Source organism: Nocardia sp. NPDC059236, from assembly GCF_042754085.1.
Lineage (GTDB): Bacteria > Actinomycetota > Actinomycetes > Mycobacteriales > Mycobacteriaceae > Nocardia.
In genome coordinates this window covers 157,125-182,315 of the sequence record NZ_JBHZAF010000001.1, presented here as the reverse complement: position 1 = coordinate 182,315, position 25,191 = coordinate 157,125, and the positions used below count along the sequence as shown (strand labels likewise).

General features: G+C 68.1%; 29 protein-coding genes. 13 read left to right on the top strand and 16 right to left on the bottom strand.

Annotated elements, in window-relative coordinates:
• The first annotated feature begins 199 nt into the window (after positions 1-199).
• Positions 200-865, top strand: coding sequence for a potassium channel family protein (locus ACFXIV_RS00990; protein ID WP_379395636.1), 666 nt, complete (start codon positions 200-202; stop codon positions 863-865).
• Positions 866-884: 19 nt separating this feature from the next.
• Entirely contained in the window at positions 885-1,574 is a 690-nt protein-coding gene (locus ACFXIV_RS00985; RefSeq protein WP_379395638.1) for a potassium channel family protein, read from the top strand.
• Positions 1,575-1,661: 87 nt separating this feature from the next.
• On the opposite strand, the gene ACFXIV_RS00980 is transcribed toward ACFXIV_RS00985, so the two are convergent.
• From ACFXIV_RS00980 to ACFXIV_RS00970, 3 genes are all read right to left on the bottom strand, one after another.
• A complete protein-coding gene (locus ACFXIV_RS00980) occupies positions 1,662-2,300 on the bottom strand; it encodes a sigma-70 family RNA polymerase sigma factor (protein WP_379395640.1) in 639 nt (212 codons plus the stop codon).
• A 240-nt stretch (positions 2,301-2,540) separates the two neighbouring features.
• On the bottom strand, positions 2,541-3,227 hold the full coding sequence (locus ACFXIV_RS00975; RefSeq protein WP_379395724.1) for a DUF3159 domain-containing protein: 687 nt from the start codon (positions 3,225-3,227) through the stop codon (positions 2,541-2,543).
• Between the two features lie 158 nt (positions 3,228-3,385).
• Positions 3,386-3,778 carry an OB-fold nucleic acid binding domain-containing protein gene (locus tag ACFXIV_RS00970; RefSeq protein ID WP_354836890.1) on the bottom strand — a complete coding sequence of 131 codons (393 nt, stop codon included), beginning with the start codon at positions 3,776-3,778 and terminating at the stop codon, positions 3,386-3,388.
• A 164-nt stretch (positions 3,779-3,942) separates the two neighbouring features.
• Between ACFXIV_RS00970 and ACFXIV_RS00965 the strand changes: the two genes are divergently transcribed.
• Positions 3,943-4,659, top strand: coding sequence for an alpha/beta fold hydrolase (locus ACFXIV_RS00965; protein WP_379395642.1), 717 nt, complete (start codon positions 3,943-3,945; stop codon positions 4,657-4,659).
• A 181-nt stretch (positions 4,660-4,840) separates the two neighbouring features.
• Here ACFXIV_RS00965 and ACFXIV_RS00960 read toward each other — a convergent pair whose 3' ends face one another.
• Together ACFXIV_RS00960 and dut are read right to left on the bottom strand one after the other, a co-directional pair.
• Complete coding sequence (locus ACFXIV_RS00960) at positions 4,841-5,698, bottom strand: DUF3710 domain-containing protein (RefSeq protein WP_379395725.1); 858 nt, start codon at positions 5,696-5,698, stop codon at positions 4,841-4,843.
• Between the two features lie 5 nt (positions 5,699-5,703).
• Positions 5,704-6,204 carry a dUTP diphosphatase gene (gene dut, locus ACFXIV_RS00955; protein ID WP_379395644.1) on the bottom strand — a complete coding sequence of 167 codons (501 nt, stop codon included), beginning with the start codon at positions 6,202-6,204 and terminating at the stop codon, positions 5,704-5,706.
• 79 nt (positions 6,205-6,283) lie between these two features.
• On the opposite strand from dut, the gene ACFXIV_RS00950 reads away from it, so the two are divergent.
• The gene (locus ACFXIV_RS00950) at positions 6,284-6,778 is read left to right on the top strand and encodes a DUF3093 domain-containing protein (protein ID WP_379395727.1); all 495 of its coding nucleotides are present in this window, start codon (positions 6,284-6,286) and stop codon (positions 6,776-6,778) included.
• 136 nt (positions 6,779-6,914) lie between these two features.
• On the opposite strand, the gene ACFXIV_RS00945 is transcribed toward ACFXIV_RS00950, so the two are convergent.
• Positions 6,915-7,217 carry a DUF4193 domain-containing protein gene (locus ACFXIV_RS00945; RefSeq protein WP_379395646.1) on the bottom strand — a complete coding sequence of 101 codons (303 nt, stop codon included), beginning with the start codon at positions 7,215-7,217 and terminating at the stop codon, positions 6,915-6,917.
• 435 nt (positions 7,218-7,652) lie between these two features.
• Here ACFXIV_RS00945 and cei point away from each other — a divergent pair, with 435 nt between their 5' ends.
• Positions 7,653-8,330, top strand: a complete 678-nt coding sequence (gene cei / locus ACFXIV_RS00940; RefSeq protein ID WP_379385870.1) for an envelope integrity protein Cei — start codon at positions 7,653-7,655, stop codon at positions 8,328-8,330.
• A 176-nt stretch (positions 8,331-8,506) separates the two neighbouring features.
• Here cei and ACFXIV_RS00935 read toward each other — a convergent pair whose 3' ends face one another.
• Positions 8,507-9,448 (bottom strand): inositol monophosphatase family protein, encoded by a 942-nt coding sequence (locus ACFXIV_RS00935; protein WP_379395648.1) that lies wholly within the window; start codon positions 9,446-9,448, stop codon positions 8,507-8,509.
• A gap of 125 nt (positions 9,449-9,573) precedes the next feature.
• On the opposite strand from ACFXIV_RS00935, the gene ppgK reads away from it, so the two are divergent.
• A complete protein-coding gene (gene ppgK, locus ACFXIV_RS00930) occupies positions 9,574-10,332 on the top strand; it encodes a polyphosphate--glucose phosphotransferase (RefSeq protein WP_379395650.1) in 759 nt (252 codons plus the stop codon).
• Positions 10,333-10,485: 153 nt separating this feature from the next.
• On the top strand, positions 10,486-11,922 hold the full coding sequence (locus ACFXIV_RS00925) for an RNA polymerase sigma factor (protein ID WP_379395652.1): 1,437 nt from the start codon (positions 10,486-10,488) through the stop codon (positions 11,920-11,922).
• A gap of 94 nt (positions 11,923-12,016) precedes the next feature.
• Here the strand turns inward: ACFXIV_RS00925 and ACFXIV_RS00920 are convergent, their stop codons facing one another.
• The 5 genes from ACFXIV_RS00920 to ACFXIV_RS00900 all read right to left on the bottom strand — a co-directional run bounded on the left by ACFXIV_RS00920 (position 12,017) and on the right by ACFXIV_RS00900 (position 16,345).
• Positions 12,017-12,988, bottom strand: a complete 972-nt coding sequence (locus ACFXIV_RS00920) for a glycine betaine ABC transporter substrate-binding protein (RefSeq protein ID WP_379395654.1) — start codon at positions 12,986-12,988, stop codon at positions 12,017-12,019.
• Positions 12,985-13,737, bottom strand: a complete 753-nt coding sequence (locus ACFXIV_RS00915) for an ABC transporter permease (protein ID WP_379395656.1) — start codon at positions 13,735-13,737, stop codon at positions 12,985-12,987. The genes ACFXIV_RS00920 and ACFXIV_RS00915 overlap by 4 nt, the downstream gene beginning before the upstream one ends.
• Positions 13,734-15,029 (bottom strand): ABC transporter ATP-binding protein, encoded by a 1,296-nt coding sequence (locus ACFXIV_RS00910; protein ID WP_379395658.1) that lies wholly within the window; start codon positions 15,027-15,029, stop codon positions 13,734-13,736. Before ACFXIV_RS00910 ends, ACFXIV_RS00915 begins: the two co-directional genes overlap by 4 nt.
• Entirely contained in the window at positions 15,022-15,672 is a 651-nt protein-coding gene (locus ACFXIV_RS00905; RefSeq protein WP_379395729.1) for an ABC transporter permease, read from the bottom strand. Before ACFXIV_RS00905 ends, ACFXIV_RS00910 begins: the two co-directional genes overlap by 8 nt.
• A gap of 121 nt (positions 15,673-15,793) precedes the next feature.
• Positions 15,794-16,345, bottom strand: coding sequence for a dihydrofolate reductase family protein (locus ACFXIV_RS00900; RefSeq protein WP_379395660.1), 552 nt, complete (start codon positions 16,343-16,345; stop codon positions 15,794-15,796).
• A gap of 117 nt (positions 16,346-16,462) precedes the next feature.
• Between ACFXIV_RS00900 and ACFXIV_RS00895 the strand changes: the two genes are divergently transcribed.
• Positions 16,463-17,149: an isochorismatase family protein gene (locus ACFXIV_RS00895; protein WP_379395662.1), complete on the top strand. Its 687-nt coding sequence runs from the start codon at positions 16,463-16,465 to the stop codon at positions 17,147-17,149.
• 205 nt (positions 17,150-17,354) lie between these two features.
• Positions 17,355-17,936 carry a chorismate mutase gene (locus ACFXIV_RS00890; RefSeq protein ID WP_379395664.1) on the top strand — a complete coding sequence of 194 codons (582 nt, stop codon included), beginning with the start codon at positions 17,355-17,357 and terminating at the stop codon, positions 17,934-17,936.
• A gap of 92 nt (positions 17,937-18,028) precedes the next feature.
• On the opposite strand, the gene ACFXIV_RS00885 is transcribed toward ACFXIV_RS00890, so the two are convergent.
• The 3 genes from ACFXIV_RS00885 to ACFXIV_RS00875 all read right to left on the bottom strand — a co-directional run bounded on the left by ACFXIV_RS00885 (position 18,029) and on the right by ACFXIV_RS00875 (position 19,387).
• Positions 18,029-18,463 (bottom strand): VOC family protein, encoded by a 435-nt coding sequence (locus tag ACFXIV_RS00885; protein ID WP_379395731.1) that lies wholly within the window; start codon positions 18,461-18,463, stop codon positions 18,029-18,031.
• A gap of 292 nt (positions 18,464-18,755) precedes the next feature.
• Positions 18,756-19,037: a hypothetical protein gene (locus ACFXIV_RS00880; RefSeq protein ID WP_364618850.1), complete on the bottom strand. Its 282-nt coding sequence runs from the start codon at positions 19,035-19,037 to the stop codon at positions 18,756-18,758.
• Complete coding sequence (locus tag ACFXIV_RS00875; RefSeq protein ID WP_379395666.1) at positions 19,034-19,387, bottom strand: VOC family protein; 354 nt, start codon at positions 19,385-19,387, stop codon at positions 19,034-19,036. The genes ACFXIV_RS00880 and ACFXIV_RS00875 overlap by 4 nt, the downstream gene beginning before the upstream one ends.
• 397 nt (positions 19,388-19,784) lie before the next feature.
• Here ACFXIV_RS00875 and ACFXIV_RS00870 point away from each other — a divergent pair, with 397 nt between their 5' ends.
• The 4 genes from ACFXIV_RS00870 to ACFXIV_RS00855 all read left to right on the top strand — a co-directional run bounded on the left by ACFXIV_RS00870 (position 19,785) and on the right by ACFXIV_RS00855 (position 24,561).
• Positions 19,785-20,270 (top strand): MarR family winged helix-turn-helix transcriptional regulator, encoded by a 486-nt coding sequence (locus tag ACFXIV_RS00870; RefSeq protein ID WP_379395668.1) that lies wholly within the window; start codon positions 19,785-19,787, stop codon positions 20,268-20,270.
• Between the two features lie 22 nt (positions 20,271-20,292).
• Complete coding sequence (locus tag ACFXIV_RS00865; RefSeq protein WP_379395670.1) at positions 20,293-21,591, top strand: FAD-dependent oxidoreductase; 1,299 nt, start codon at positions 20,293-20,295, stop codon at positions 21,589-21,591.
• Positions 21,592-21,841: 250 nt separating this feature from the next.
• Positions 21,842-22,855 carry an MHYT domain-containing protein gene (locus tag ACFXIV_RS00860; RefSeq protein ID WP_379395672.1) on the top strand — a complete coding sequence of 338 codons (1,014 nt, stop codon included), beginning with the start codon at positions 21,842-21,844 and terminating at the stop codon, positions 22,853-22,855.
• A gap of 125 nt (positions 22,856-22,980) precedes the next feature.
• Positions 22,981-24,561: a Na+/H+ antiporter gene (locus tag ACFXIV_RS00855; RefSeq protein WP_379395674.1), complete on the top strand. Its 1,581-nt coding sequence runs from the start codon at positions 22,981-22,983 to the stop codon at positions 24,559-24,561.
• Positions 24,562-24,568: 7 nt separating this feature from the next.
• Here the strand turns inward: ACFXIV_RS00855 and ACFXIV_RS00850 are convergent, their stop codons facing one another.
• Positions 24,569-25,165, bottom strand: a complete 597-nt coding sequence (locus ACFXIV_RS00850) for a YdcF family protein (RefSeq protein ID WP_379395676.1) — start codon at positions 25,163-25,165, stop codon at positions 24,569-24,571.
• Positions 25,166-25,191 lie beyond the last annotated feature (26 nt).

Below are 25,191 nucleotides of genomic sequence, written 5' to 3'. Positions count from 1 at the left end.
GGCAGTGCGCGAGCGACCGTGTTCGGGGCGCGACCTCGCAGTCGTAGGGTGGCGGGTGCGGGTTGTGAGGTTTTCCCGGTTCCGGTTTGAACGGCTTCCGGAGGGGGAAAGTGCCCGCAGTGAGACTCGAACGGTACGGTTGCGACCCGAGCAAGCAACCAGACCGCACACCACGGTTTTCGGGAATGGGGTTCGTACGGTGTACGTCGTGATCATGGGGTGTGGGCGGGTCGGCTCCTCGCTCGCTCGCGCCCTCGTCCGCATCGGCCACGAGGTCGCGGTGATCGATCAGAATTCGAGCGCCTTCCTGCGTCTGGGCCGCGATTTCTCCGGTTCGTGCATCACCGGCGTCGGTTTCGATCGAGATGTCTTGACCCGCGCCGGAATCGAGCGCGCCGGCGCCTTCGCCGCGGTGTCCTCCGGCGACAACTCCAACATCATCTCCGCCCGCGCGGCCCGCGAGACCTTCGGCGTGGAACGCGTGGTGGCCCGCATCTACGACGCCAAGCGCGCCGCCGTGTACGAGCGCCTGGGCATCCCCACCATCGCCACCGTGCCCTGGACCACCGACCGCTTCCTGCGCGCCCTGGTCGCCGACCAGTCGACCACCACCTGGCGCGACCCGACCGGCACCGTCGCGGTCACCGAACTCGTCCTGCACGAGAACTGGTACGGGCGTTCGGTGCATTCGCTCGAGGACGCCATCGGCGCCCGGGTGGCCTTCATCATCCGCTTCGGACAGGGCGTACTGCCCAATGGCAAGTCCATGCTGCAGGCCGACGACCTGGTCTATGTCGCCGCCACCTCCGGCACCGTCGGCGAGGCCGTCGCACTCGCCGCGAATCCCCCCGCTAGCGAAGACTGATCGTGAAAGAAGCCCGAGCATGAAGGTAGCCATCGCCGGCGCCGGAGCCGTCGGCCGCTCCATCGCCCAGGAACTCCTGCGCGGCGGCCACCAGGTCATGCTGCTGGAACGCCGCCTCGACCACATCGACCCGACCAGCGCGCCCACCGCGGTCTGGACCCACGCCGACGCCTGCGAACTCGAAACCCTCGAGGAGGCCGGGCTGGAAACCTACGACGTGGTCATCGCCGCCACCGGCGACGACAAGGTGAACCTGGTGTTCAGCCTGCTGGCCAAGACCGAGTTCGGTGTGGGGCGTGTGGTGGCCCGCGTCAACGACCCCCGCAACGAGTGGCTGTTCGACTCGTCTTGGGGGGTGGACGTCGCCGTCTCCACCCCGCGCCTGCTCGCCTCCCTGGTCGAGGAGGCCGTCTCGGTGGGCGATCTGGTCCGGCTGATGACACTGCGACAGGGTCAGGCCAACCTGGTCGAGATCACCCTGCCCACCGACACCCCCTTGGCGGGCAAGGCCGTTCGCACCCTCGCCCTGCCCCGCGACGCCGCCCTGGTCACCATCCTGCGCGGCGGCCGCGTCATCGTCCCGCAGGCCGATGACCCCCTGGAAGGCGAGGACGAGCTGCTGTTCGTCGCCTCCGTCGAAGCCGAGGACGAACTGCGCAAAGCGCTCGGCGTAAACGGGTTCAACAGCAGGGGCAACGCCCCGGCCTGACCACGCGCCGACCACGGATCCGGACACAACAGTGGGCCGGGCGCACCCCCTGCGCCCGGCCCACTCGCCGTTGTCCACACCGAACCGTCAGGACGCCACCCGCAGTTCGGCGCGCAGCCGGTTCAGCGCGCGATGCTGCATGACCCGCACCACGCCCGGGCTGGTGCCGATGGCCTCGGCGGTCTCCGCCGCCGTCCACCCCAGCACAATTCGCATGACCAGCACCTCACGGTGGGTCGTGGACAGCACCTGCATGAGATCGCGTGCCGCCCGGCGGGTTTCCATCGCCAGCGCCCGCTCCTCGGGTCCCGCCTCGTTCATCGGCGCGTCCGGGAACTCCGCGACCGGGTAGGCCGGGTGCAACTGCGCCCGCCGGAACGCGTCGGCCACCTTGTTCGCCGAGATGCCGTAGACGAAAGCCAGGAACGACTTGCCCTGATCCCGGTAGCGCGGGATGGCCTGCACCGTCGCCAGGCAGACCTCCTGCGCCACATCGTCCGCGGTCACGTGCAGGTGACCCGCGCCGCCCATGCGCGCCGCGCAGTAGCGGCGCACCAGCGGATACACGATCCTGAGAATCTCCGAGACCGCTGCCCGGTCACCGGCGGCGGCCGGGCCGATCAGCTTCTCCAATTCCACTGCGGCGCGCCGGGACTCCGACGTCGCCACACTGCCTGTTTTGCCTCCCCGCCCCGCCGGGTGCCGGCGCGAGGCTGCAATCTGCATCGCAGTCCCGAGCCCCTCGCCACGGTCCTGCGCTGCCACTGCCTTGCCGTCGGTAACCAACTCCGCGATCCTTTCTCCGAATGAGCTACTGAGAGCTCCTGAGAAAGATCGTGCTCGCCGGAGGCCCGCCGAAATAGGTACCCCAGGGGTGGGTTGGTCACCCCCCTTCCGTCCCCCAATGGCTCCGAAGGTGTTGCGCTCTGGACTTTTAGCGCGATAAGGGCCCGATCGGGCGGTTGTCTAGCCCGCGGATTCCGGGGCTTTGGCGGACGAGGAGGGCAGATGGCCCGCCTTGCGCACCGCCCAGAAGGTCACCAGCGCCGCCACCGCGGTCAGCGGCCAGCCCATGGCGATGCGCGCCACGGCCAGCAGACCGGTGCTGTTGGCGTCGTAGAGGTGGTTCTGCACCAGGTAGCGGGCCACGAACACCACCGCCCACACCGCGGTCGCGATGTCGTACAGCCGCATGACGCGCTTGTCCGACCGCCACTCGGTGCCGTGCCCGTTGAGCGCACCCCAGATCACGCCCGCCAACGGCCACCGCACCACCAGCGACATCAGGAACACGCCGCCGTAGACCAGGCTGGCGTAGATGCCGAACAGGAAGAAGCCCTTGGCCTCACCCATCCGGTAGGCGATGAACGCGCACACGCCCACCCCGAGGAAGCCCGAGATGGCCGGCTGGATCGGACCGCGACGCACCAGGCGCCACACCAGGATCGCCGCGGCCACGCCCAGCGACGCCCAGATGGCGGCGGTCAGCCCGCGCAGCGAGTTCACCGGCACGAACACCAGCACCGGCAGCGAGGAGTAGATCAGGCCGCTGAGACCGCCCATCTGCTCGAGCAGCGTCTGTTCGGGTTCCTGCTCGCCCTCGTCGTCGGCGGCGTCCCGGGCCGCGCGCTCGGCGTCGACCAGCGCCTGCATGTCCTCGTCCAGCAGCGCGTGGTCCATGCGCAGTGGCGGTTCGTCGCCCGAGACGGCATTGAGCTGGACCGTGGGCGGATCGAACGGGGCTGGCGCGCCGAAGGACTCGGTGCGATCACGGCCCTGGTCGCCGTTGCTGGTGGGGTTAGGCATGAGTGTCAGGAGTTCCCGCGGAGTTCGTAGTAGGGGTTGTAGATGACCTTGCCGCCGTCGCGTTCGCCGACCCGGCCGCGCACCAGGATACGACGACCCGGCTCGATTCCCGGGATGCGACGCCGCCCGATGAACACCAGCGCCACACTGTCGGTGCCGTCGAAGAACTCGGCTTCCACCTCGGCGCCCGCCGATTTGGGACAGGCCTCGACACTGCGGAGCCGCCCCAGCATGGTGACTTCCTCACCACGCCGGCACTCCGATGCCCGGCACGCGCCCGACGCCTCCGACGTCTCGGCGAGCTCCTCGGCATCCAAACGATCCAGGTCCTCTGTCAGGCGCCGGCCGAGCCGCCGGAAATAGCCCGACGGGGTGTCCTTCCCACCCGCGGATGGCATCTCGCACGCTCTCCTGTAGAGCTCGACGGCGTGGGTCTCACGTCGTTCGTTCCTTCCACGGCGCCCGGCGGTTTGCCATCCGGCCGCCCGTGGCCGTACCTCCGCCACTGTAGATGGGACGGCCTGCACCCGCCACGCACGCTGGTCACCAGTACTCTCGATCGGTGCCCGATCTACCACGTCCGGCGGTCGCCGTCGCTTTGCCCGGAACCGGCTCCGACGCCCACTTCGCCCGCCGCGCCTTCGGATCCGCTTGCGCCGCACTGGATCTGCCGTTCCTGGCGGTCGACCCGGACCCGCGCGGGGTGATCGACAGCTACCGCAGCGCCCTGGACGCCGCCGCGCGCTCGGGCCCGGTGCTGATCGCGGGCATCTCGCTGGGTGCGGCCGTCGCCGTCGACTGGGCCGCACACCATCCGGACTCGGTGTACGGCGTGGTCGCCGCTCTGCCCGCCTGGACCGGCGCCGACACGACCGGCTGCCCCGCCGCCCTGAGCGCCGCCGCCACCGCCGCCCAGCTGCGCGCCGACGGCCTCGACGCCGTCCTGACCCGCATGCGCGAATCCAGCCCCGCCTGGCTGGCCGAGGCCCTCACCCGCTCCTGGACCTCCCAGTGGCCCGAGCTGCCCGGCGCTCTGGAAGAGGCCGCCTTCTACCGCTGGCCCGAACCCGAGGTCCTGGCCGCCGTCACCGCCCCCGTCGAGGTCATCGGCGCGATCGACGACCCCGTCCACCCGTTCGTCGTGGCGGAGCGCTGGACCACGCTGCTCCCGCACGCCACGCTGCACTCGATCACCCTCGACGAGCTGGGCGCGGACCCGTCGATCCTCGGTGCCCGGGGCATCAACGCCCTGCTGCCCCGCCGCATCCCCACCCCCTGACCGGAATCCGTCCCCGCCACGACGCCTGTCCGTGACTGCGGTGGGTCGCGCTCACGACAGTGCGGTGGCCGCACTGCACACCTTCATCACGCCGATTGCGAAACGGGCTCCGCCACTGTGGCGGAACCCCGTTTCGCTTGTCGTGCAGCCGAATCCGGCCAGGCCGGTCCGGACCGTCCGGTCAGTTCAGGCCGAGCTGCTGCATGGCCGAGCCCTCCGCGCCGCGACGCGGTTCGGTGGGCGCCTGCTCGGGCTGGAAGGCCGGGCCGCCCTGCATGGCAGCCATCTGGGCCTGCATGGCCTGCTGCTGGGCGGCCAGCTGCTGCTGGTGGGCGGCGGCGAGCTGGTCGGCCAGCTCCTGGGGTAGGACCACCGGCAGCGGTTCACGCACCGGCAGTGGCTCGTCCCCACGGCGCACCACGGTCTCGCTCATGACCGCGCGAGCCGCGGCCACCAGCGGGGTGTTCTCGTCGGCCGCACCGGTCGGACCGGCCGCGACCAGGCGCACCATCCAGCGGTAGCCGTCCACGCCGATGAAGCGCAGATCCGCACCCTGGGTCACGGCGTGCAACTCACGGCCCCACGGACCCTGCACCACCGACACCTGCGCACCGTCCTTGCGCAGCGTCTCGGCCAGATCGGCTGCCACCGAACGCCATTGGCCCGAGGTCTTGGGAGCGGCGTAGGCCGCCACCGTGATCCGGCCGTGCTGGGTGGCCAGGTGCACCGCCTGCGGCGCGCCTTCGGGGGTCATCTCGACCTGCAGCTGCCCGCCCGGCGGCACCGGCACGATGACCGAGCCCAGATCCAGGCGCTGCTCGGCGATCGACTCGAGCCGGTCGGCGACGTCCTCGTAGTCGTAGGGACCGGTCTCCGGGCCGCGGGCGGCGGGCTCCTCGAACTCCTCGAATTCGTCTGCCGCGTAGCCGGTCTCGTCGTACTCGTCCGCGTCCTCGTACTCGTCGTACTCGGTGTACTCGTCGTCGTACTGCGACGCGTCGTCTCTCTCGCCGCCCTTGTTCTTCTTGCGTCCGAACACCATCGTCATGCCTCCTTGCCGGTCGCCTGACCCGCCCCACCGGACTGCGCGGACAGGCTGGCGTGCCCACCGCTGGATCCGTGTCCTCCTGCGCCGCGCGCGGTGTCGTCGAGCGCCTCGACCTCGACGAAGTCCACCAATTCGACCTTCTGCACCAGCAACTGCGCGATGCGGTCACCCCGCCGGAGCTCGATGGCCGTGCGCGGATCGTGATTGATCAGGCACACCTTGATCTCACCGCGGTAGCCCGCATCGACCGTGCCGGGGGTATTGACAACCGACAGTCCCGCCTTCGCCGCCAGACCCGACCGCGGGTGGATCAGCCCGACCGTGCCGATCGGGAGCGCCACCGCGATGCCGGTGCCGACGAGCACCCGCTCCCCCGGTTCGATGATGACGTCCTCGGTGGTGCACAGGTCCACGCCGGCGTCGCCCTCGTGGGCACGCGTCGGTACGGGGATGCCGGGATCGAGCCGCAGCAGGGGAATAGGTGGAATACCGGTCACGTAGGCCGAGCCTACGCGTTCCCCCTCTCCGTCATTGACCTAGTCTGAAGTCGTGTCCGACCAGCCCCCTCAGGTGACCATGGGTCCCAAGCAGCAGACCGAGCCCCTCTACACCGAGCGCCTCTGGGTGCCGCTGTGGTGGTGGCCCGTCGCGCTCGTCGTGACGGGGCTGCTGGCAGCTGAAATCCACATGGGCGCACCGGGAGTGCGGGCGTGGCTGCCGTACGTGCTGCTGTTCCCGGTGCCCGTGTGGGTGCTGCTGTGGTTCTCCCGCCATCGCGTGGAAGTGGCCCCCGACGACGCCGGTGTCCCGGAACTGCGCACCGATCGCGCGCACCTGCCCGCGACCTTCGTCAAGCGCGCGGCACCGGTGCCGACCAGCGCGAAAAGCGCGGCGCTGGGCCGACAGCTCGACCCCGCCGCGTTCGTCCAGCATCGGGCCTGGATCGGGCCCATGGTGTTGCTCGTGCTCGATGATCCGGATGATCCGACGCCGTACTGGCTGGTCAGTACACGTCATCCGGAACGCATCATCACCGCGCTCGGCCTGAAGAACGCGGCCGAGCAGTCCTGATTCATCGAGGTTCCGCGCCCTACTGCGAAGAGGTCTTTCCGCCCTGCTTCGCAAAGGGGATTTTCCGCGCAGCCCCGTCCGGACCGCGCTCGGCGGACCGAGCGCGGGCTGACGGATTGCGCTCCGGGACCGTGCCCTATGCGGCGCAGTCCATGCAGATCAGCTGACCGCCGGACTCGGTGGCCAGTCGGCTGCGGTGGTGCACCAGGAAGCAGCTCGAACATGTGAATTCGTCCGCCTGCTTCGGGATGACCCGGACCGAGAGCACTTCCTCGGAAAGGTCCGCGCCGGGAAGCTCGAACGATTCCGCGGTATCGGATTCGTCGATATCCACGACGGCGGACGCGGCTTCGTTGCGGCGAGCCTTCAGCTCCTCCAGCGAGTCCTCCGAAACCTCGTCGGATTCATTGCGCCGCGGTGCGTCATAGTCGGTTGCCATGTCGTCTTCCCCTCGTCCTTACTCCGTATATCCCGGACCGGCACCCTCCTGACCGGCTCCTGGCAGGAGCCGGATCGGGTGGGATGCCGCCCCGCCCGTGGTGTACGTCACGCGTACACCGGTCACAGATCCGAGCCGGATACTCCTCATCCGCACCGGATCGCGCTCGGTCAACGCAGGACATGCCCTTGTTGTTCCCGAAATCGAACCCCAGTTTCACCCGGGCTGTACGATCTGGGCCGCCAGACAATAGCGGACCCCGGGACAAAAGTCGCAATCAAAACCCCTGCGAGTTGAAACTGAGGGGTAATCGTCACCGACAAGGGAACTCTTCGAGATCTTCCTGGCATCCTCCGAGACCTCCCCGCCACACCCAGCGGCCGACTTGCCGTGGCCGTTCACACGACAATCGCGACGTTTTCGTAGAGTGTGGGCGTGGTTTCACTGATCACCCAAGGTAACTCGACCGATCCGGACGGACGGTCCTTCATTCGGCGGCGCTGGGAGCCCTGGGCGGCCATGGTGGGCGTCATCGCTCTCATCTGCGTCGGCGTGTGGTTCAAGGCGCTGACCACGAGCGAGGGTGACCAGGGTGCGATGGCCTGCAACTCCCCCAGCCCCGCCTCGAGCACAACCGCGGCCCAGCCGGCCCCCCTCGGCGAGCGGGTGGGGGCGTCGCGATTGCGGGATGTGGAGCCCGCGGCCCTCGCCCAGTCGAAGGTGCGCGTGTTCAATGCCAACGGCCAGCGCGGTCAGGCCGCGCACGTGGCCTCCGAGCTGGGTGACCTCGGTTTCGCCAGTGCACCGGACGTGCAGATCGGTAACGATCCGGTGTACGTGAACGGCGACCTCGAATGCACCGGGCAGATCCGTTTCGGCGTGAAGGGCCGGCCCGCGGCGGCGTCGGTGCAGCTGGTGGCGCCGTGCGCCGAGCTCATCGAGGATCAGCGCCAGGACGACACCGTGGACATGGTGCTGGGCTCGCTGTTCCGCGATATCCGGCCCGACACCGATGCCGAGGAGGTGCTGAAGTCGCTGAAGAACCCGACGCCCGGCACCGCGCCGGCCATCGATCCCAAGCTGCTGGAGGCCGCGCGGCACGCGAAGTGCTGAGAATCTCTTTCGCGGGGTGTGTGCTCTGACCGGCAGACCCGGCGCGAAACTCCGACCGGCGCAACCAAATATATGAACCGGATAACACGAATCGCCGCGATCCTTCGATCGCGGCGATTCGTTTTGCCCGGTCCGGACCGGCGGTCAGCCGTGCCCGGTGGTCGTCCAGCCCGCTGTCACGGCACCGGGATAGGGGTGGTGACATCCAGACGCCTGAACAGACCGAACAGTTCGTCAGCGATGCCGGGGGCGGCCGCGGACACCAAATCGCCTGCGGTGCCCGGCGAGTCGGGTCCGGGCGGCAGGATCAGGCGTGCGCCCGCCTCGGTGGCGATGAGCGCGCCCGCGGCCCAGTCCCACAGGTTCAGGCCGTGCTCGTAGTAGGCGTCGGTGCGGCCCTCGGCCACGGCGCACAGGTCCAGCGCCGCCGAGCCGAAGCGGCGGATGTCGCGAATGTGCGGCAGCACCTGCGCCACCAGCTCACCCTGACGGATCCGGCGCTCGGTGGCGTAGGCGAAGCCGGTGGCCACCAGTGCCATGGACACCGCGTCGACCCGGTTGGCGCGCAAGGCAATCGGCGCACCGCCCGGGGCGGTGCCGTCCACGCTGGAATCGGCACGGTGCGCACCGAGGCCGAGCCCGGCGCTGTAGGTGACCGCGTGCGCGACATCGGCGACCGCGCCCGCGACGGGACGGCCGCCGCGCACCGCGCCCACCGACACCGAGTAGGACGGGATGCCGTAGACGAAGTTGACGGTGCCGTCGATGGGATCGACGACCCAGTGCACCAGATCCGGGTCGTCGGCCAGGGTGCCGCCGTCCTCCTCGCCGACCACGCGGTCGCCGGGGCGCAGTTCGGCGACCAGTTTGCGGACCAGCTGCTCGGTCTCGGTGTCGACGATGGTGACGGGGTCGGTGGGGGTGCTCTTGGACTGCACGGCGTCCTGCTCGTGCGCGCCCGGCCCGAAGACCTGCGGCCGGCGCTCGCGGACGTGCGCGGCGGCGGTCTCGGCCAGATACACCGCGACGCGGCGCAGTTCGGCGATATCGGACGTGTCGGTGGTCGTGGCGGCGGCGGGGACGGTGGACGTGAAATTCGATTCCGGCACGAGCACCATCGCAGCACAGATCCGGCATCCGGCGCATTAGGCTTGTCGTGCACGACACAAGGCGGAGGTCGATCGAGCGGTCATCGGCCGGTGGCGTCGACTCGCCGGCATCCCAGGAAAACGAGGAGTGGTCCATGTCCGATCCCGGACGCGCGTTCGGCATCGATATCGGCGGCAGCGGTGTGAAGGGCGCCGAGGTCGATCTCGCGACCGGCGAGCTGGTCTATGAGCGCATCAAGATCGTGACGCCGCATCCGGCCACTCCGAACGCGGTCGCCGAGGCGGTCGCCAAGCTCGTCGCGCAGTCCGGCTGGGAGGGTCCGGTCGGCATCACCATGCCGAGCGTGGTGCTGCACGGGCAGATCCGCACCGCCGCCAATATCGACCCGACCTGGATCGGCATCGACGCCCGGCACCTGTTCTCGCTGGCGCTGAGCGGCCGCGACGTGACCGTCCTCAACGACGCCGACGCGGCGGGCATGGCCGAGGACCGGTACGGCGCAGCAAAGGATCTCGACGGGTTGGTAATGCTGCTCACCTTCGGCACCGGTATCGGATCGGCCGTGATGTACAACGGCGTGCTCGTGCCCAACAGCGAGCTCGGGCACATGGAGGTCGACGGCCGGGAGGCCGAGCACCGGGCCGCCGCCTCGGTCAAGGATCGGGTCGGCATGTCCTACCCGGAGTGGGCGCGGGAGGTCAGCAAGGTGCTGGTCACCTTGGAGAACCTGTTCTGGCCGAACGTGTTCGTCGCGGGCGGCGGCATCAGCCGCGACTACCAGGAGTGGATTCCGTTGCTCACCAACAGAACCCCCGTGGTACCTGCCGCGCTGCGCAACACCGCGGGCATCGTCGGAGCAGCCATGGCGGTGTCAGCCGGGATCGCACCGTAAGTAAGCTGGTTCGATCGTTACAATGGAACACATGCCCGGCGGTAGGCCGGAAACCGACACCGGCACGAGAGCCGGTTTACCCCCCGACAGAACCGCTCCGCCGGATCACCACTCTGGCGTGACGCCGCACGAGACCGTCACGAAAGGGCGTACGTGGTAGCCACGAATACCCGAGAGACCGCCGAATCGGCCGAGGCCGCCGACTCAGCAGATACCACCGCAGCACGGCCGGTCAAGAAGGCTGCCGCGAAGAAGGCCCCGGCCAAGAAGGTCGCGGCGAAGAAGACCGCGGCCAAGAAGACCGCGGCGAAGAAGGCGACCAAGGCCACCGCCAAGAAGACGGCGGCGAAGAAGGCCTCGCCGAAGAAGGCCGCGGAGCCCGGCGCCGAAGGCGCTGAGGGCGACGAGGTCATCGACGACGACTCGCTGGAGCTCGACGACCTGGGTGACATCGAGATCGACGAGGACGACCTCGAAGAGGACGACCTGGTCGACGAGGTCGAAGAGGACGAGGAAGAGGCGGCCGGCCCGGCCGCTCCCGCCGCCGAGGGTGAGGAGGCCGAAGAGGCCGACGAGCCGTCGGAGAAGGACAAGGCCTCCGGTGACTTCGTCTGGGACGAAGAGGAATCCGAGGCGCTGCGCCAGGCCCGCAAGGATGCCGAGCTCACCGCCTCCGCCGACTCGGTCCGCGCCTACCTCAAGCAGATCGGTAAGGTCGCGCTGCTCAACGCCGAGGAGGAGGTCGAACTCGCCAAGCGCATCGAGGCCGGCCTCTACGCCACGGAGAAGATGCGCGAGTTCGCCGAGAAGGGCGAGAAGCTACCGGTGCAGTCGCGCCGCGACTTCCAGTGGATCATGCGCGACGGCAACCGCGCCAAGAACCACCTGCTGGAAGCCAACCTGCGACTGGTCGTGTCGCTCGCCAAGCGCTACACCGGCCGCGGCATGGCGTTCCTGGACCTGATCCAGGAAGGCAACCTCGGTCTGATCCGCGCGGTCGAGAAGTTCGACTACACCAAGGGCTACAAGTTCTCGACCTACGCGACGTGGTGGATCCGCCAGGCCATCACCCGCGCCATGGCCGACCAGGCCCGCACCATCCGCATCCCCGTGCACATGGTCGAGGTCATCAACAAGCTCGGCCGCATCCAGCGCGAACTCCTCCAGGACCTGGGCCGCGAGCCCACCCCCGAAGAGCTCGCCAAGGAAATGGACATCACGCCCGAGAAGGTGCTGGAAATCCAGCAGTACGCGCGCGAGCCCATCTCCCTGGACCAGACCATCGGTGACGAGGGCGACTCCCAACTCGGCGACTTCATCGAAGACTCCGAAGCCGTAGTCGCCGTCGACGCAGTCTCCTTCACCCTCCTCCAGGACCAGCTCCAGTCGGTCCTGGAGACCCTGTCCGAACGCGAGGCCGGCGTAGTCCGCCTCCGCTTCGGCCTCACGGATGGCCAGCCCCGAACCCTGGACGAAATCGGCCAGGTCTACGGCGTCACCCGCGAACGCATCCGCCAGATCGAGTCCAAGACCATGAGCAAGCTCCGCCACCCGAGCCGCTCCCAGGTCCTGCGCGACTACCTCGACTAGCGATCACCCGAGATCGGGCCGCTGAGCTGCAGCTCAGCGGCCCGATCTCGTATCAAGACCCGAGCACGTGGGGACGGTGGGTGGGTCAGTGGGCTTATCGGGCTGTAACGAATCCCTGGGAAACCAGCCAGTCGCGCGCGACGGTGGCGGGTTCGGCGCCTTCGAGGTCGACCTTGCGGTTGAGTTCGGTGATCGTCTCGTTGGTCAGCAATCGCGAGATCGGCTCCATCACAGTGGCCACCTGGGGGTGCGTGTCGGCGAAGGATTTCCGCATCACCAGTGCCGCATTGTATTTGGGGAAGAAGCCGAGATCGTCGTCCAGAATGCGGAGGTCGAGGGCTTTGATGCGGCCGTCGGTGGTGGCGACCGACCCGAACTGGCAGCCGCCGTTCGCGGTGGAGGTGTAGACCAGCGCGTCCTGCATGATCTGCTTGTGCACCTTGCCGGTGTCGATGCCGTACTTGCGGGCCATGCCCGGGAATCCGTCCTGGCGGACACTGAATTCGGTGCCCAGGCAGGTGGGTCCGGTGCCGGGTTCGGTGTTCACGGCTCGCGCGTAGTCGGAGAGCGTCTTCGTCCCGGTCCGCTGTGCGCTTGCCGCGTTGGTGACCAGCGCGTAGGTGTTGTTCATCGGGGCGACGTCCGCCCACAGCATGCCGTGCGCGGCCAGGTCGGCGTCGCGTACCGCCTCGAACTGCTGCTGCGAGTCCGGAATCGGCGTCTCGTTGCCCAGATAGTTGATCCAGCCGGTGCCGGTGTAGTCGTAGGCGATGTCGACCTGTCCGTGCAGTTGGGCATCACGCAGACTGTTGGACCCGGTGATGTTGGTGAGGTCGCGCACTCGCGCGCCTGCCGCGGTGAGCGCGAATTCGATGACATAGCCGAGAATGTTCTGCTCGGTGAAATCCTTGGACCCCACCGTGATCGCCACCCCCTGCAATCCCGGATCCGGCCGGATGCTGCCCGCTCCGACCTGCAATGGCACCGCCCCGCCGGATTCGAGCCCGCATCCCGCCGCCAGCATCAGCCCGAGCGCGGCCAGCACCGCCGTCCATCGCCTCCTCATCGCAGGCCCCGTGGGCCGAGGAACTGTTCGGCGAGCGCTCCCAGCCAATCCACCAGCAGCGCGAGCGCCACCGCCAGAATCGCCCCCACCCACAGCGTCACGTTGTCCCGCAACTTGTATCCGGTATCGATGAGAATTCCCAGCCCACCCGCGCTGACCAGGAAAGACAGCGTTGCCGTCCCCACCGCCAGCACCAGCGAGGTCCGCAGACCCGCGAGGATGTACGGCACGGCAAGCGGAAACTCGATGCGCCGCAACACCATAGCCGCGGACATCCCCTGTCCCCGCCCGGCATCCACCAGCGTCGGATCAACCTGCTGATACCCGAGAATGGTGTTCCGCAGTACCGGCAACAACCCGTAGAACGCGATGGGCGCCACCCCGACCCAGAACCCCGTCCGCTGGGTCACCAGGTAATACAGCACGATGAGCCCGATGGCCGGTGCGGCCGCACCGATATTGGCGATGCCCACGAAAAGCGGTGCCAGCCTGCGGAATCCGGGGCGGGTGAGCAGCGTCCCCAGCGGCACCGCGATCGCGACCACTATGGCCACCACCGTCGCCGTGATCACGACATGCTGCCGGGTGACCGTCACGATGTTGGTCGCGTTCATGCTCGCCTGCTGCGTAGCGGTCAGATTCCGGTCGAACGCCCACACCAGCACCCCCACCCCGAGCCCGACCGCCAGTACCGGCTGCGCCACCAACCGAATGAACTCCGACCGCCGCTCGGTCCCCCGCCCCCTCACGCCGGCCCGCCCGACTCGGCCGGATCATCCGAAGTCGCTTCACTGGAAGACGCGCGTTCCGAGGACGCGCTATCACCCGAAGCCATCGCGGCACCGGTCGTGACGGCGGATTTCCGTGCGGCTCGGCTGCTTTCGGTGCGGGTGGCCGCCAGATGGGTGACGAGGGTGTCGATCGCGATCAGGCCGACGTATCCGCCGTCATCGCCGGTGACCACGGCGTGGGCGGTGCTCTCGGCGAGGAGCATTTCCAGCGCCTCCTGCAAGGACGAGCGCAGGGCGACCGTGCCGGTGACCGGGTACCCCGCCTCACGCAACGAGGTGGCGTGGGCCAGCTGCTCGGCCGAAACCCAGCGCAGAGGACGGTATTCCTCGTCGAGCACGAGACCCCACTGCCATTCCTGCTCGGCGAGCGCGGCCCGGAAGGGTTGCACCTCATCGGTTTCGGCGGCGGTCGGGCACCGGCCGAGCTCGACGTCCTCGACACGGGTGAGCGTGAGTTGCTTCAGCCCCGCGTCCGCACCGACGAATCCGGCGACGGTGCCGTCGGCGGGTGCGGCCAGGACGGCGGCCGGGGTGTCGTATTGCAGCAGTCGGGAGCCGTTGCCCAGCACCGCGATTCGATCGCCGAGTTTGACGGCTTCGTTGAAATCGTGGGTGACGAAGACGATCGTCTTGTGCAGTTCGGCCTGCAGGCGCAGCAGTTCGTCCTGGAGCAGCCCGCGGGTGATCGGGTCGACCGCGCCGAACGGCTCGTCCATCAGCAGGACGGGCGGGTCCGCGGCGAGTGCGCGTGCGACGCCGACGCGCTGCTGCTGACCACCCGACAGCTGGCGCGGGTAGCGGCGGCGGAAGGTGCCCGGATCCAGGCCGACCAGGTCGAGCATCTCGTCGACGCGGGCGTTGATCTTCGCGCGCTTCCAACCGAGCAGCGCGGGCACCGTAGCCACGTTGCGCGCCACCGTCTGATGCGGGAACAGCCCGGCCTGCTGGATCGAGTACCCGATCTGCCTGCGCAGCTGGTCCGGATCCTGACGACCGATATCACGCCCGTCGATGGTGATGGTGCCCGAGCTCGGCTCGATGAGCCGGTTGATCATGCGCATGATGGTGGTCTTGCCGCACCCCGACGGGCCGACGAACACCACGATCTCCCCGGCCGGAATGGTGATCGAGAATTCGTCGACCGCCGGATCCCGTTGCCCCGGATAGCGTTTGGTGACGGCGTCGAGCACGATCCGCGCGCCACATGGCGCGTGTGCGGAATCGTTAGCCGCAGTGACGGTTTCAGTCACGAATCCCCCTCGGGGTAGTGAACCGGCCGACGCCGGCCAGCAGGGCGTCGAGCAGCAACGCCAGCACGATGATCAGCACCGTGCCGGTGAGGGCCTGCGGCACCGCGGTCGGGCTGCCCAGCCGGGCCAGCCCGGAGAAGATCAGGTTCCCCAGTCCGGGCCCCTTCGCGTAGGCGGCCATGGCCAGAATCCCCATGATCATCTGGGTACTGACCCGCATCCCGGTGAGGATCGGCGGCCACGCCAGCGGCAGTTCGATACCGACCAGTACCCGCAGCCGGTTCATCCCCACCCCGCGCGCCGCGTCCGACACCGCCGGATCCACCCCGCCCAGCCCGATGATCGTATTGCGCAGGATCGGCAGCAGCGCGTACAGCACCAGCGCGACCACAGTCGGCCGCACGCCCAGCCCCAGCACCGGAATCAGCAAGCCCAGCAACGCGAACGACGGCACGGTGAGAATGATGCTGGCCAGCGCGGTCGCCAGCGCCGACCCCCACGGGCTGCGGTGCACCAAGATGCCGATCAGCACCGCCAACGCGGTCGCGATCAGCATCGACTGCACCACCGCGGATACATGCAGGTACGAGTCGGTGAGCAGCTGCCTGCGATGATCGACGACGAAATTCCAGAGCGTGCCCAGAAGCCCCCTCCTGCCTAGCAGTTCACCGCACAGTGTATTGGCGCGAACCCCGCCTCGCGCCTTTTCGAGTGTCGCCGAGACGATCGGTAGCAGTACGAAGGCCGCTGCGGTTGAACGGACTTCAGTCGGCGCGGTAGCGCAGCATCACCACGGTGTTGAAGTGCTTCGTCTCGACCAATCGAAGCTGGATGCGCTTCTCCAGTGACGGGAAGAGCGGTGTGCCGCCGCCGAGCACTACGGGCGAGACGAACAGCTGGTACTCGTCGATGAGCCCGTGTGGCATCAGCGCGGCCGCGAGGCTCGCACCACCGACCTCCATGACGCCGTCTCCCGCGGCCTTGAGCCTGCGAACCTCCTCGACCGCGTTCTCACTGACCAGGGTGCTGTTCCAATGGACCTCGGTGAGCGTCCGGGAGAAGACGACCTTGGGCTTCTCCCGCCACAGCCCGCCGAACTCGCGCTCGATGCGCGGCGCGTCCGCTGGCACGTGCGGCCAGTGCGCGGCCATCAGCTCGTACAGCCGACGACCGTGCAGCGAGACCTCGATCTCGCGGTATCTGTCGTTGTGGAACTGGTGCAGCTCCTCGTCCGGGTCGGTCCAGTCGATGCTGCCGTCGCGGTCGTTGACGTAGCCGTCCAGGGACACGCCGAACCCATAGATCAGTTTCCTCATGACCAGGTAGACCTCCTACGCGCTCGAAACTCATCGACAGTCATCGGCGGCTGTGTCGCTGTGGATCCCACCGGCAACGGCAGCGGTCGACGGTATGTGGTGAGAGACTGCCACGTTGTGGACTACCAGGAAGCCGCCCCGGTCTACCGAACCCACGATTGGCACATCCAAGCCCGCGAGTACGCCCGCCACGAAGCTCGCCGTGGACGCCGGTTCGCCTACACCGCTTTCGATCCCCGACGCACAGCACTGGTCGTCATCGACATGGTGCCGTTCCACGTCACCGACAACGCCTACTGCCGTGCGATCGTGCCGAATATCAACCGCATTGCCCAAACCCTTCGCACCGCAGGCGGAACCGTCGCTTGGGTCCTTCCTCGCACGGGCCGGCCCAGCCCGGCAGCAATCGAATTCTTCGGCCCCCGGATCGCCGAAACCTACAGCACCTCAGGCGGTTCCGGACCGCTCCCCACGCGTGTGTGGCCCGATCTGGCGACACATGAGGACGACCTGTTCGTCGACAAGGACGCGTTCAGTGCCTTCTTCCCTGGCCGATGCACCCTGCCGCACCTCCTCGAACAGCGGCGCATCGACACCGTCCTGATCACCGGAACCCTCACCAACGTGTGCTGCGAGTCCTCAGCACGTGACGCCGCGACCGTCGGCTTCAGAGTGATCATGGTGGCCGACGCCAATGCCGCTCGACGCGACCAGGACCACAACGCCACACTCCACACCGTCTACCGGTCCTTCGGCGACGTACGCCCGACAATGGACGTACTCGACCTCATCTCCAGTACCTGAACCCGACAAACCACCGCCCGAAACCCCTCCGGGAGCGCGTCGATACGGTCGACGATCGTCGATGCCCCAGCGCTGTGGCACGCGCGCAACGTGGGCGATCGATGTCAATCTCTGTATCGCGCAACAAGTTTCATACCCGCCGCGCGTCGGGGGTGTTCGTTGCCCCAGGGGCGGTAGGGTTCGGGCGGTGGAAGGGATGGCATCGATGAGACGGCTGGCGGTTGTGGTGGGGTCGGCGATGGTGGTGGCCGCGGGGCAGTTCGGGGTGGGTGCGGCGCAGGACGATTCCGGGGCCATGGATCGGCTGGTGGAGCTGTTGAGCGAGCGGCTCGGTACCGCGGATACAGTCGCGGCGGTCAAGTGGGAGGGGGCGGTGCGGGATGGGGGTGAGCCGGTGATCGACGATCCGGTTCGTGAACGGGCGATCTATGATGCGATGGCCCAGCTGGGGGCGGAGCGGAATCTGCCTGCGGGGCTGGTGCGGCAGGTGTTCGAAGGTCAGATCGAGGCTAGCAAGATCGTCCAGCGTGGGCTGGTGACCGAGTGGCGGTATGGGCTGGCGACGGCGCCGGTGCCCGCGACGGATCTGGCCGGGGTGCGGCCGGTCATCGATGGCCTCAATGTCGCGATCATCGACGAATTGGATAGGGAGCGGACCGAATTGACGCGCTCCGACTGCCCGGCGCGAGTCGCCGCCGGGGTGCTCGCTGTCGCCGGGCACGACAATCTCGACGCTCTCCACGCGGCGGCGCTCGTGCGCGCGTCGACTCCACTGTGTGGGAGCTGACATATGTCCCCCAGCACAGAGAGGTCGCCCTGATAGGGACTGCCTCAACCAGCACCCGAATTCGGCTGCCGAGCAACAGCGTTCGCGGCAACTCAGTCGAGACAGAATTCGTTGCCCTCGATATCCTGCATCACGAGGCACGACTCGTTGACGCCATCGGCGCGCAGTAGTCGCACACGTACCGCACCGAGCGCGACCAGCCGTGCGCACTCGGCTTCGATTGCGGCCAAGCGCTCTTCACCCACGAGCCCGGTGCCGACCCGAACGTCAAGATGCAGCCGATTCTTCACGACCTTCCCCTCGGGCACACGCTGAAAGAACAGTCGCGGGCCCACACCTGACGGATCAACACACGCGAACGCTGAACCCTGATGCTCAGGCGGCAGTGAGGAATTGAAATCGTCCCAACTGGCAAACCCCTCCGGTGGCGGCGGAATGACGTACCCCAGCACATCGCACCAGAAGCGGGCGACACGCTCAGGCTCTGCGCAGTCGAAGGTGATCTGGATCTGTTTGACCGACGTCATCGGTCCACCATAGAGGCAGGATCCTTCGCCGCCGCGGCAGCAGCCCTGCCCGACCATGCGGCAATAGCCGACCTTCGCCATGCCACTTACCCAACCTCCGTGACGTTCAACGGATTCCGTGGCAGGACCGCTGCTTACCGCCGCCTCTCCCGCGGCGCATTCCTCGCAGCTGTCCCTCGCGCTTGAACCACCAGCTGTCTGAAGTCTTTTGAGCTGCAACGTGATATGTGGTGAGCAGTCAGCCGCCTGCTTCCTCACGCGCTCGCGCCGGAAACCGTAGGTCGGCAGGAGGCTAGCCGAGGCGGCGTTGGAGCTCGGGGCGGTAGTCGTCGAAGGCGGCGGCGACCTCGTCGAGGTAGACCAGTTGGGGGAAGTCGATGATCGGCTGGTGGTCGATCAGGAAGGCGGCGGTCAGTTCCACGACGCGGTGCTCGTCGGCTGCGGCGACGCCGAGGTCGGCGAGAACGTCCGGGGCGACTATGAATTGGGATTCGGCGGAGTCGGTGCCGTCGTCGACCAGGACTCGGTATTCGTGGTCGACGACGGGTTCGACGGTGATTCGGGGGTTGGTCATCGGGACAGGGGGCTGTAGAAGATCAAGCCGTTGCCTTTGTTGTCGTAGACGACGGCGCGGCGTTCGTGGGCATCGTCGTAGGGGCCCTTGACGATGCTGCCGCCGCTGGCCTCGATGGCCTTGGCGGCGGCGTCCACGTCGACGGTCTTGATGCCGACGACGATCTGGCCGTGGATGGGGTGGTCGACCGCGGTGGCCAGGGCGAGGGTGATCGGGCCGCCGCCGAGGGCGGCGAATTGGGCGCCGTCGCGGAACTTCAGGGGCATACCGAGGGTTTCGGTGTAGAAATCGATGGATTCATCGAGGTTGTCGGTGGACAGGATGATCATCTTGACTTCGTGATCGCTCATGGCTGCCTCCTGTGGGCGAAGTGGTGACGCGCCCGGAATGCCCGGGTTCGGTCGCCCACCATGATGGCCGCTCCGCGCCCCCGGGGATCGCCAACGACACGCTGCCGCCCACTGAGTGGGCATTGTGAGCCAGCTACCGCGCGACTCAGGCACAGCCAGTCCGAGCCAGGCGGACCCGTCCGAGTCGGGCTCAGACCGGCCCAGTCAGGCAGAGGCCGTCCCAGTCAAGCTGAGGCCGTGCGGGCCATCTGGGCTTTCGAAGCAGCGCGGGTGGTGCGCAGGCTACGCCGGTCCGCGAGTTCGACGGTAGCGAGGCGCGGGCCACCGCACACGCCGCTGAGTGTCCGTTTTCCGCCATATTCTTTTGTTTCACGGAATCAACTTTTATAGTTGATTCATGGAAGCAAACAAAGACCAGGTTTCGCGGCTGGCCCGCAGCACCGCACGATTCGCGGAAGCCATGCGGCAGGGCACTTCTCGCGCCTACGACCCGGTCCGGGTCGGCGTGCTGCAGTGCGCGGTCGAGTCCGGGCCGCTGCGGGCCGGGGAGATCGCCGAATGCCTGGACGCGTTGCCGTCTTCCATCACCCGGCATGTCCAGGCGCTGATCGACTCCGGGCTGGTCAGCACCTCCCCCGATCCGGCGGATCGGCGGGCGGTGCTGGTCGAGGCCACCGAGGCGGGGCGGGCCGAGCTCGCGCAGTTCCTGGAGATCGGCGACCAGGTCTTCGGCGAGGTGATCGCCGACTGGTCCGCCGAGGATGTCGACACGCTCACCCGGCTGCTCGATCGCATGATCGAGGCCTGGGCCGCGGCGGGAGCACACCAGCAGCAACGGGCGAGCCGGAAACGCCCGGGCCGATTCGGCTGGAGCCGGATCTGACCTCAGGAGAGGACCAATTGCCATGGCCACCAACACACCCCTGCACGTGATCATCGCCGGCGGCGGCATCGGCGGGCTGGCGCTCGCCAACGGCCTGCGCCACGCCGGCGTGAGCGTCAGCGTGCACGAACGCGAAACCCAGCGCACCGACCGGCTGCAGGGTTTCCGCATCCACATCAACCCGCACGGCAGCAATGCCTTGGCGGAACTGCTGTCGCCGGAGCTGTATTCGACCTTCGTCGCGTGTGCGGGCAAGGGCGGCAACGGGTTCGGTTTCGTCACGGAACAATTGCGGGAACTTCTCCAGATCGATCCGGAGGAGGGTGAGTACACCGCCGGCGGGCACTACGGCATCAGCCGGATCACCCTGCGGCAGCTGCTGCTCGCCGATCTGGGCGACGTCGTGCACTACGGCAGCATGTTCGACCGCTATGAGCGCCTGCCCGACGGCCGGATCCGGGCCCATTTCGGCAACGGCGACTCCGAGATCGGTGATGTGCTGGTCGGCGCGGACGGCGGCACCTCCCGGGTACGGGCGCAATACCTCCCGCACGCCGAGCTCGTGGACACCGGAATCGTCACCATCGCAGGCAAATACGGCCTGACACCGGAATCGCGAGCCCGCCTGGACGCCCGGCTGCTGCGCAATCCGCTCAGCGTCATCCCGCCCAGCGGCTGCGGAATGTTCCTCGCCCCACACGAATTCGACATTCCCGTCGGCGCGGAACGCATCGCCGGGAACCAGCCCGGTCTCGAGCCCGGGCTACTCCTCGACAACACCCAGCCGTACGTCTTCTGGGCCTTCGCGGCCAAACGCGAACGCTACGGCGCCGATCTGGAGGCGCTCTCACCCGTCGGTCTGCACGACCTGGCGGTGCGCATGACCACCGGGTGGGCGCCCGAATTGCGGGCGCTGGTCGCCGATTCCGATCCGGAGACCGCCACCCTGCTGCCGATCAAGACCTCGGTCCCGATCCCGGCCTGGCAGACCACGAATGTCACGCTGCTCGGCGATGCGGTGCACAGCATGACCCCGTTCGCCGGTATCGGCGCGAACACCGCACTGCGCGACGCCCGGGGGCTGTGCCGCGCACTGGTGGCCGCCGAACGCCGTGAGCTCGGACTGCTCGAGGGCATCCACCGATACGAAACGGACATGATCGACTACGGCTTCGCGGCGGTGCGAACCTCGCTGACCGCGGCCACCCAGTCGGTGTCCGACAGCCGGTTCGCGCGTGGCGCCGGCAAACTCGTCTTCCGCACCGCCAACGCGGTGCCCGCCATGAAGCGAAAGATGTTCGCCGACTTGGGTGCCGAGTGATAGCTGCCGCACATGTGCCGCCCGCCTGCCGAGCGGGTGGCACATGCGGATCACCACCCTCGGATGTCCAAAGTCCAACGCGCACATGACATTCAGAAGGCTCGCAGATTGCTGATCCAGCGGAGACGTCCCAGCCGGCAGTAATTTGAATGAAACATTCCCTTTCAATTTCCCAATCCGAACCTTGCCCGGTAGTGTGCCGTCGTCGCCTCAGCGATTGCGAAACCCCTGCTCTGGCAATGGAGTTCGAGTGCTGGAAATTCACCACTTCAGCTACGGTTGGATCACCCCCGTACTGGCCTACATCATGTCCGTCACCGGATCCCTGCTCGGTCTGCGGTGTACGGCACGCGCCCGGTCCGGGGACGGACGCAGCGGCTGGCTCATCTCCGCGGCCGTGGCCATCGGCGGCACCGGCATCTGGGTGATGCACTTCGTCGCCATGCTGGGCTTCACCATCCGCGGTGCGGTGGTCAAGTACAACGTGCCGCTCACCCTGCTCAGCGCCGTCATCTCGGTCACCGTGGTGTGGATGGGCCTGTTCATCGTGGCCCGCGAGCCATTCGGCCGCTTGTCACTGTTCGCGGGCGGCGCGGTCACCGGGCTGGGCGTCGGGGCCATGCACTACTCGGGCATGTACGCCATGCGGTCGGACGCCATGATCGACTACAACGCCGGCATCGTCACGCTGTCCATGGTGATCGCGGTGGTCGCGGCCACCGTGGCGCTGTGGTTCACGCTGGTCATCACCGGTATCTGGGCCACCATCGGCGCGGCCCTGATCATGGGTGTCGCGGTCTGCGGCATGCACTACACGGGCATGGCGTCGATGAGCGCGCACCACATGGACAATCCGGCCACCCCGCAGGGCGCGGGCCCGATGGAATTGCTGGCCCCGCTGATGATCAGCGTCAGCATGGTGACGCTCGTCCTGCTCATTCACGTCGGCCTCACCGAGGTGGACGAACGCTCCATGATGCCCGAACCGGAACGGCCCGAAGCGGCTGCGCGTGCCGGCTGGTCGCTGCGGGCGGCCTCGGCGGTGGCCGACGCGCGCGGCTCGGGCCAGGACGAACTCGGTCCCCGCGACTACCGGACTGCGGGCCTGTACGCACCGGCCGCCGACTATCAGGCGCCCGGCCGCCATGAGATGTCCTCGCCCGGCGACTGGCGTTCGGACCAGTTCTACCCGGCGGCCGGCGGCCCGGCGGCGCGCCCCGACCGGAATCCGGTTCCGCCGCAGCGCAGTACCCGCTACTCATAGCCGAACCGCCCGACTGTGGGCAATCTCCATTCTCAACCGGGCAGGCTGAGAATTGCCGACCCGGTTCGCTGAGAATCCGGTCCCGGTGTTCGACTTTGGGGCACATCGGCAGCAAACTGACTGCCGTGGAGCACCACCAGCTGGAGTTGATCTTCGCGGTCCTGTTCGCGACCATCCTGGCCCAGCCGCTCGGACGGCGGCTGGGCCAGGCCCCGGCGGTCCTCATGACCGCCTTCGGCGTGGTGCTGGCCCTGATTCCGCAGGTGCCGAATATCGAGATCGATCCCGAACTCATCCTGCCGCTGGTGCTGCCGCCCCTGCTGTACGCGGCTGCGCGGCGCACCTCCTGGCGGCAGTTCGCCGAGAACTGGGTGGCCATCAGCCTGCGCGCGGTGGTACTGGTCATCGTGACCACGGCGGCCGTGGCCTGGGCCTTTCACCTCTGGTATCCGGCCGTGCCGATCGGTGCCGCGGTGGCGCTCGGAGCCCTGGTCGCGCCGCCGGATCCGGTGGCGGTCTCGGCGCTGGCCGGCAAGCTGGGCCTGCCCCGGCGTCTGGTCGCGGTGCTCGAGGGCGAGGGCCTGTTCAACGACGTGACCGCGATCGTCCTCTACACGGCGGCGATTCAGGCCGTGGTGACCGGTTCCTTCTCGGCCTGGGGCGCATTCCGCGATTTCCTGGTGTCGGCGCTGGTCGGGGCGGTGGTCGGGCTGCTGTTCGGCTGGGCCGGAAGCAAACTCATGCAGCGGCTGGACGAGGCTCCGTGGCGGGTGGCGCTGGGCCTGCTGCTGCCGTTCGCCGCCTACGGGCTCTCGGAGTCGCGGGGCGGGTCGGCGGTGCTGGCCGTGCTGGTCTGCTCGATGTATCTCACCCATGCCGCAACCGATTTCAGCGACAGCGACTACCGGCTGGTCGGCGACTCCTTCTGGGAGATCACCGAAATGCTGGTCACCGGTTTCGCTTTCGGCCTGATCGGACTCGAGCTGAGCACGGTGCTGCGCGACGCCGGACCCGACTGGCCGCGCTTCATCGGCGGGGCGGCGGTGATCATCGCGGTGGTGGTGGGGTTGCGGCTGATCTGGCTGCTGAGCACGACCGTGATCTTCCGATCCTGGTGGCGCACCCGCGACAAGGACGAGCCCCATACCTGGCGCGAAACCGTGGTGACCTGGTGGGCGGGCATGCGCGGGGTCGCCACGGTGGCGCTGGCCCTGGCCGTGCCGTTCACCACCGACAGCGGAAAACCGTTCCCGGGCCGCACCGAAATACTGTTCACCGCCATCGCGGTGGTGCTGTTCACGCTGCTGCTACAGGGCCCGACCCTGCCCGCCGTGGTGCGGGCGACCGGCGTGCACGCCGACACCGGTACCGAGCGCGCCTTCGAACGCCAGCTCTGGACCCGGGTGCTGGAGGCCGAACTGGCCCGGCTCAAGGAGATCTCGGAGACCGAGCACCTGCCCGAAGAGGTCTACGATCGGCTGCGCACGGGATTCGAACGCCGTCTGGCCCAGGCGGATCCGGAGGCCGCCGAGGACAATCCCCGGACGCACACCGATCGCACACTGGCCTTCACCACCAAGATGCGGTCCATCACCAATGACGTGCTGGAGGCGGGCCGGGCCGAAGCGCTGGCCGCGCGCCGCGAGCCGGGGGTGCCGCCCGATGTGGTGGACCGTGTCATGCGCCGGCTGGATCTGCGCCGGTGACCGACCGCTACCCGGTCCGGCCCAGCTTCACCAGGACGGCGACGAATTCCCTCAGGAAGGATTTTCGGGTCAGCAGCCGGGAGGTGCGTGCGCCGGTGACCTGGGCGCGCAGCCCCAGCCGCCGGACCAGCCCGGCCGTCCGCAACACGTGAAAGTCACTGGTGACCACGGTTATTCGCACCTGCTCCGGATCGATGCCGCGCCCACGTAACTCCCGGACGGTGAACCGCAGATTCTCCTCGGTATTGCGGGACCGGTTCTCGCGCAGGATGAGGTCACCCGAAATACCCTGCCTAACAAGATAATCAGCCATCGCCTCGGCTTCGGTCACGGTTTCGCGCCCGCTCTGCCCGCCCGACACCACCAGCAGCGGCGTACGCCCCCGGCGGCGTTCCTCCCCCACCACCTCGAGCGCCCGGTTCAGCCGCCTGGCAAGCATCGGCGCAACCCGATCGTGGCGCAGCCGGCAACCGAGCACGACCACCACGTCCGCGCCAGGCCGCGGGGAAAGCCGCGCACGAGCGACCGTATAGCCGGTGAACCCGAGGAACGGCACCAGCACCGCGGTTCCCGCCAGCGCCAGCACCACTCGCCATCGTCGCATCCCGCCTGTACCTCCTGCTCCGCGCC

Bases quoted from the DNA above. Each gene is read 5' to 3' on its own strand.
- ACFXIV_RS00935 (WP_379395648.1), bottom strand. From the start codon at position 9,448: ATGGTGCTCGTGCCGGAATCGAATTTCACGTCCACCGTCCCCGCCGCC.
- ACFXIV_RS00875 (WP_379395666.1), bottom strand. From the start codon at position 19,387: ATGAGCGATCACGAAGTCAAGATGATCATCCTGTCCACCGACAACCTC.
- ACFXIV_RS00985 (WP_379395638.1), top strand. From the start codon at position 885: ATGAAGGTAGCCATCGCCGGCGCCGGAGCCGTCGGCCGCTCCATCGCC.
- ACFXIV_RS00920 (WP_379395654.1), bottom strand. From the start codon at position 12,988: ATGAGGAGGCGATGGACGGCGGTGCTGGCCGCGCTCGGGCTGATGCTG.
- ACFXIV_RS00945 (WP_379395646.1), bottom strand. From the start codon at position 7,217: ATGGCAACCGACTATGACGCACCGCGGCGCAATGAATCCGACGAGGTT.
- ACFXIV_RS00970 (WP_354836890.1), bottom strand. From the start codon at position 3,778: ATGCCATCCGCGGGTGGGAAGGACACCCCGTCGGGCTATTTCCGGCGG.
- ACFXIV_RS00900 (WP_379395660.1), bottom strand. From the start codon at position 16,345: ATGAGGAAACTGATCTATGGGTTCGGCGTGTCCCTGGACGGCTACGTC.
- ACFXIV_RS00975 (WP_379395724.1), bottom strand. From the start codon at position 3,227: ATGCAGGCGCTGGTCGACGCCGAGCGCGCGGCCCGGGACGCCGCCGAC.
- ACFXIV_RS00980 (WP_379395640.1), bottom strand. From the start codon at position 2,300: ATGCAGATTGCAGCCTCGCGCCGGCACCCGGCGGGGCGGGGAGGCAAA.
- ACFXIV_RS00865 (WP_379395670.1), top strand. From the start codon at position 20,293: ATGGCCACCAACACACCCCTGCACGTGATCATCGCCGGCGGCGGCATC.
- ACFXIV_RS00885 (WP_379395731.1), bottom strand. From the start codon at position 18,463: ATGACGTCGGTCAAACAGATCCAGATCACCTTCGACTGCGCAGAGCCT.
- ACFXIV_RS00890 (WP_379395664.1), top strand. From the start codon at position 17,355: ATGAGACGGCTGGCGGTTGTGGTGGGGTCGGCGATGGTGGTGGCCGCG.
- ppgK (WP_379395650.1), top strand. From the start codon at position 9,574: ATGTCCGATCCCGGACGCGCGTTCGGCATCGATATCGGCGGCAGCGGT.
- ACFXIV_RS00850 (WP_379395676.1), bottom strand. From the start codon at position 25,165: ATGCGACGATGGCGAGTGGTGCTGGCGCTGGCGGGAACCGCGGTGCTG.
- ACFXIV_RS00880 (WP_364618850.1), bottom strand. From the start codon at position 19,037: ATGACCAACCCCCGAATCACCGTCGAACCCGTCGTCGACCACGAATAC.
- ACFXIV_RS00950 (WP_379395727.1), top strand. From the start codon at position 6,284: ATGGGTCCCAAGCAGCAGACCGAGCCCCTCTACACCGAGCGCCTCTGG.
- ACFXIV_RS00870 (WP_379395668.1), top strand. From the start codon at position 19,785: ATGGAAGCAAACAAAGACCAGGTTTCGCGGCTGGCCCGCAGCACCGCA.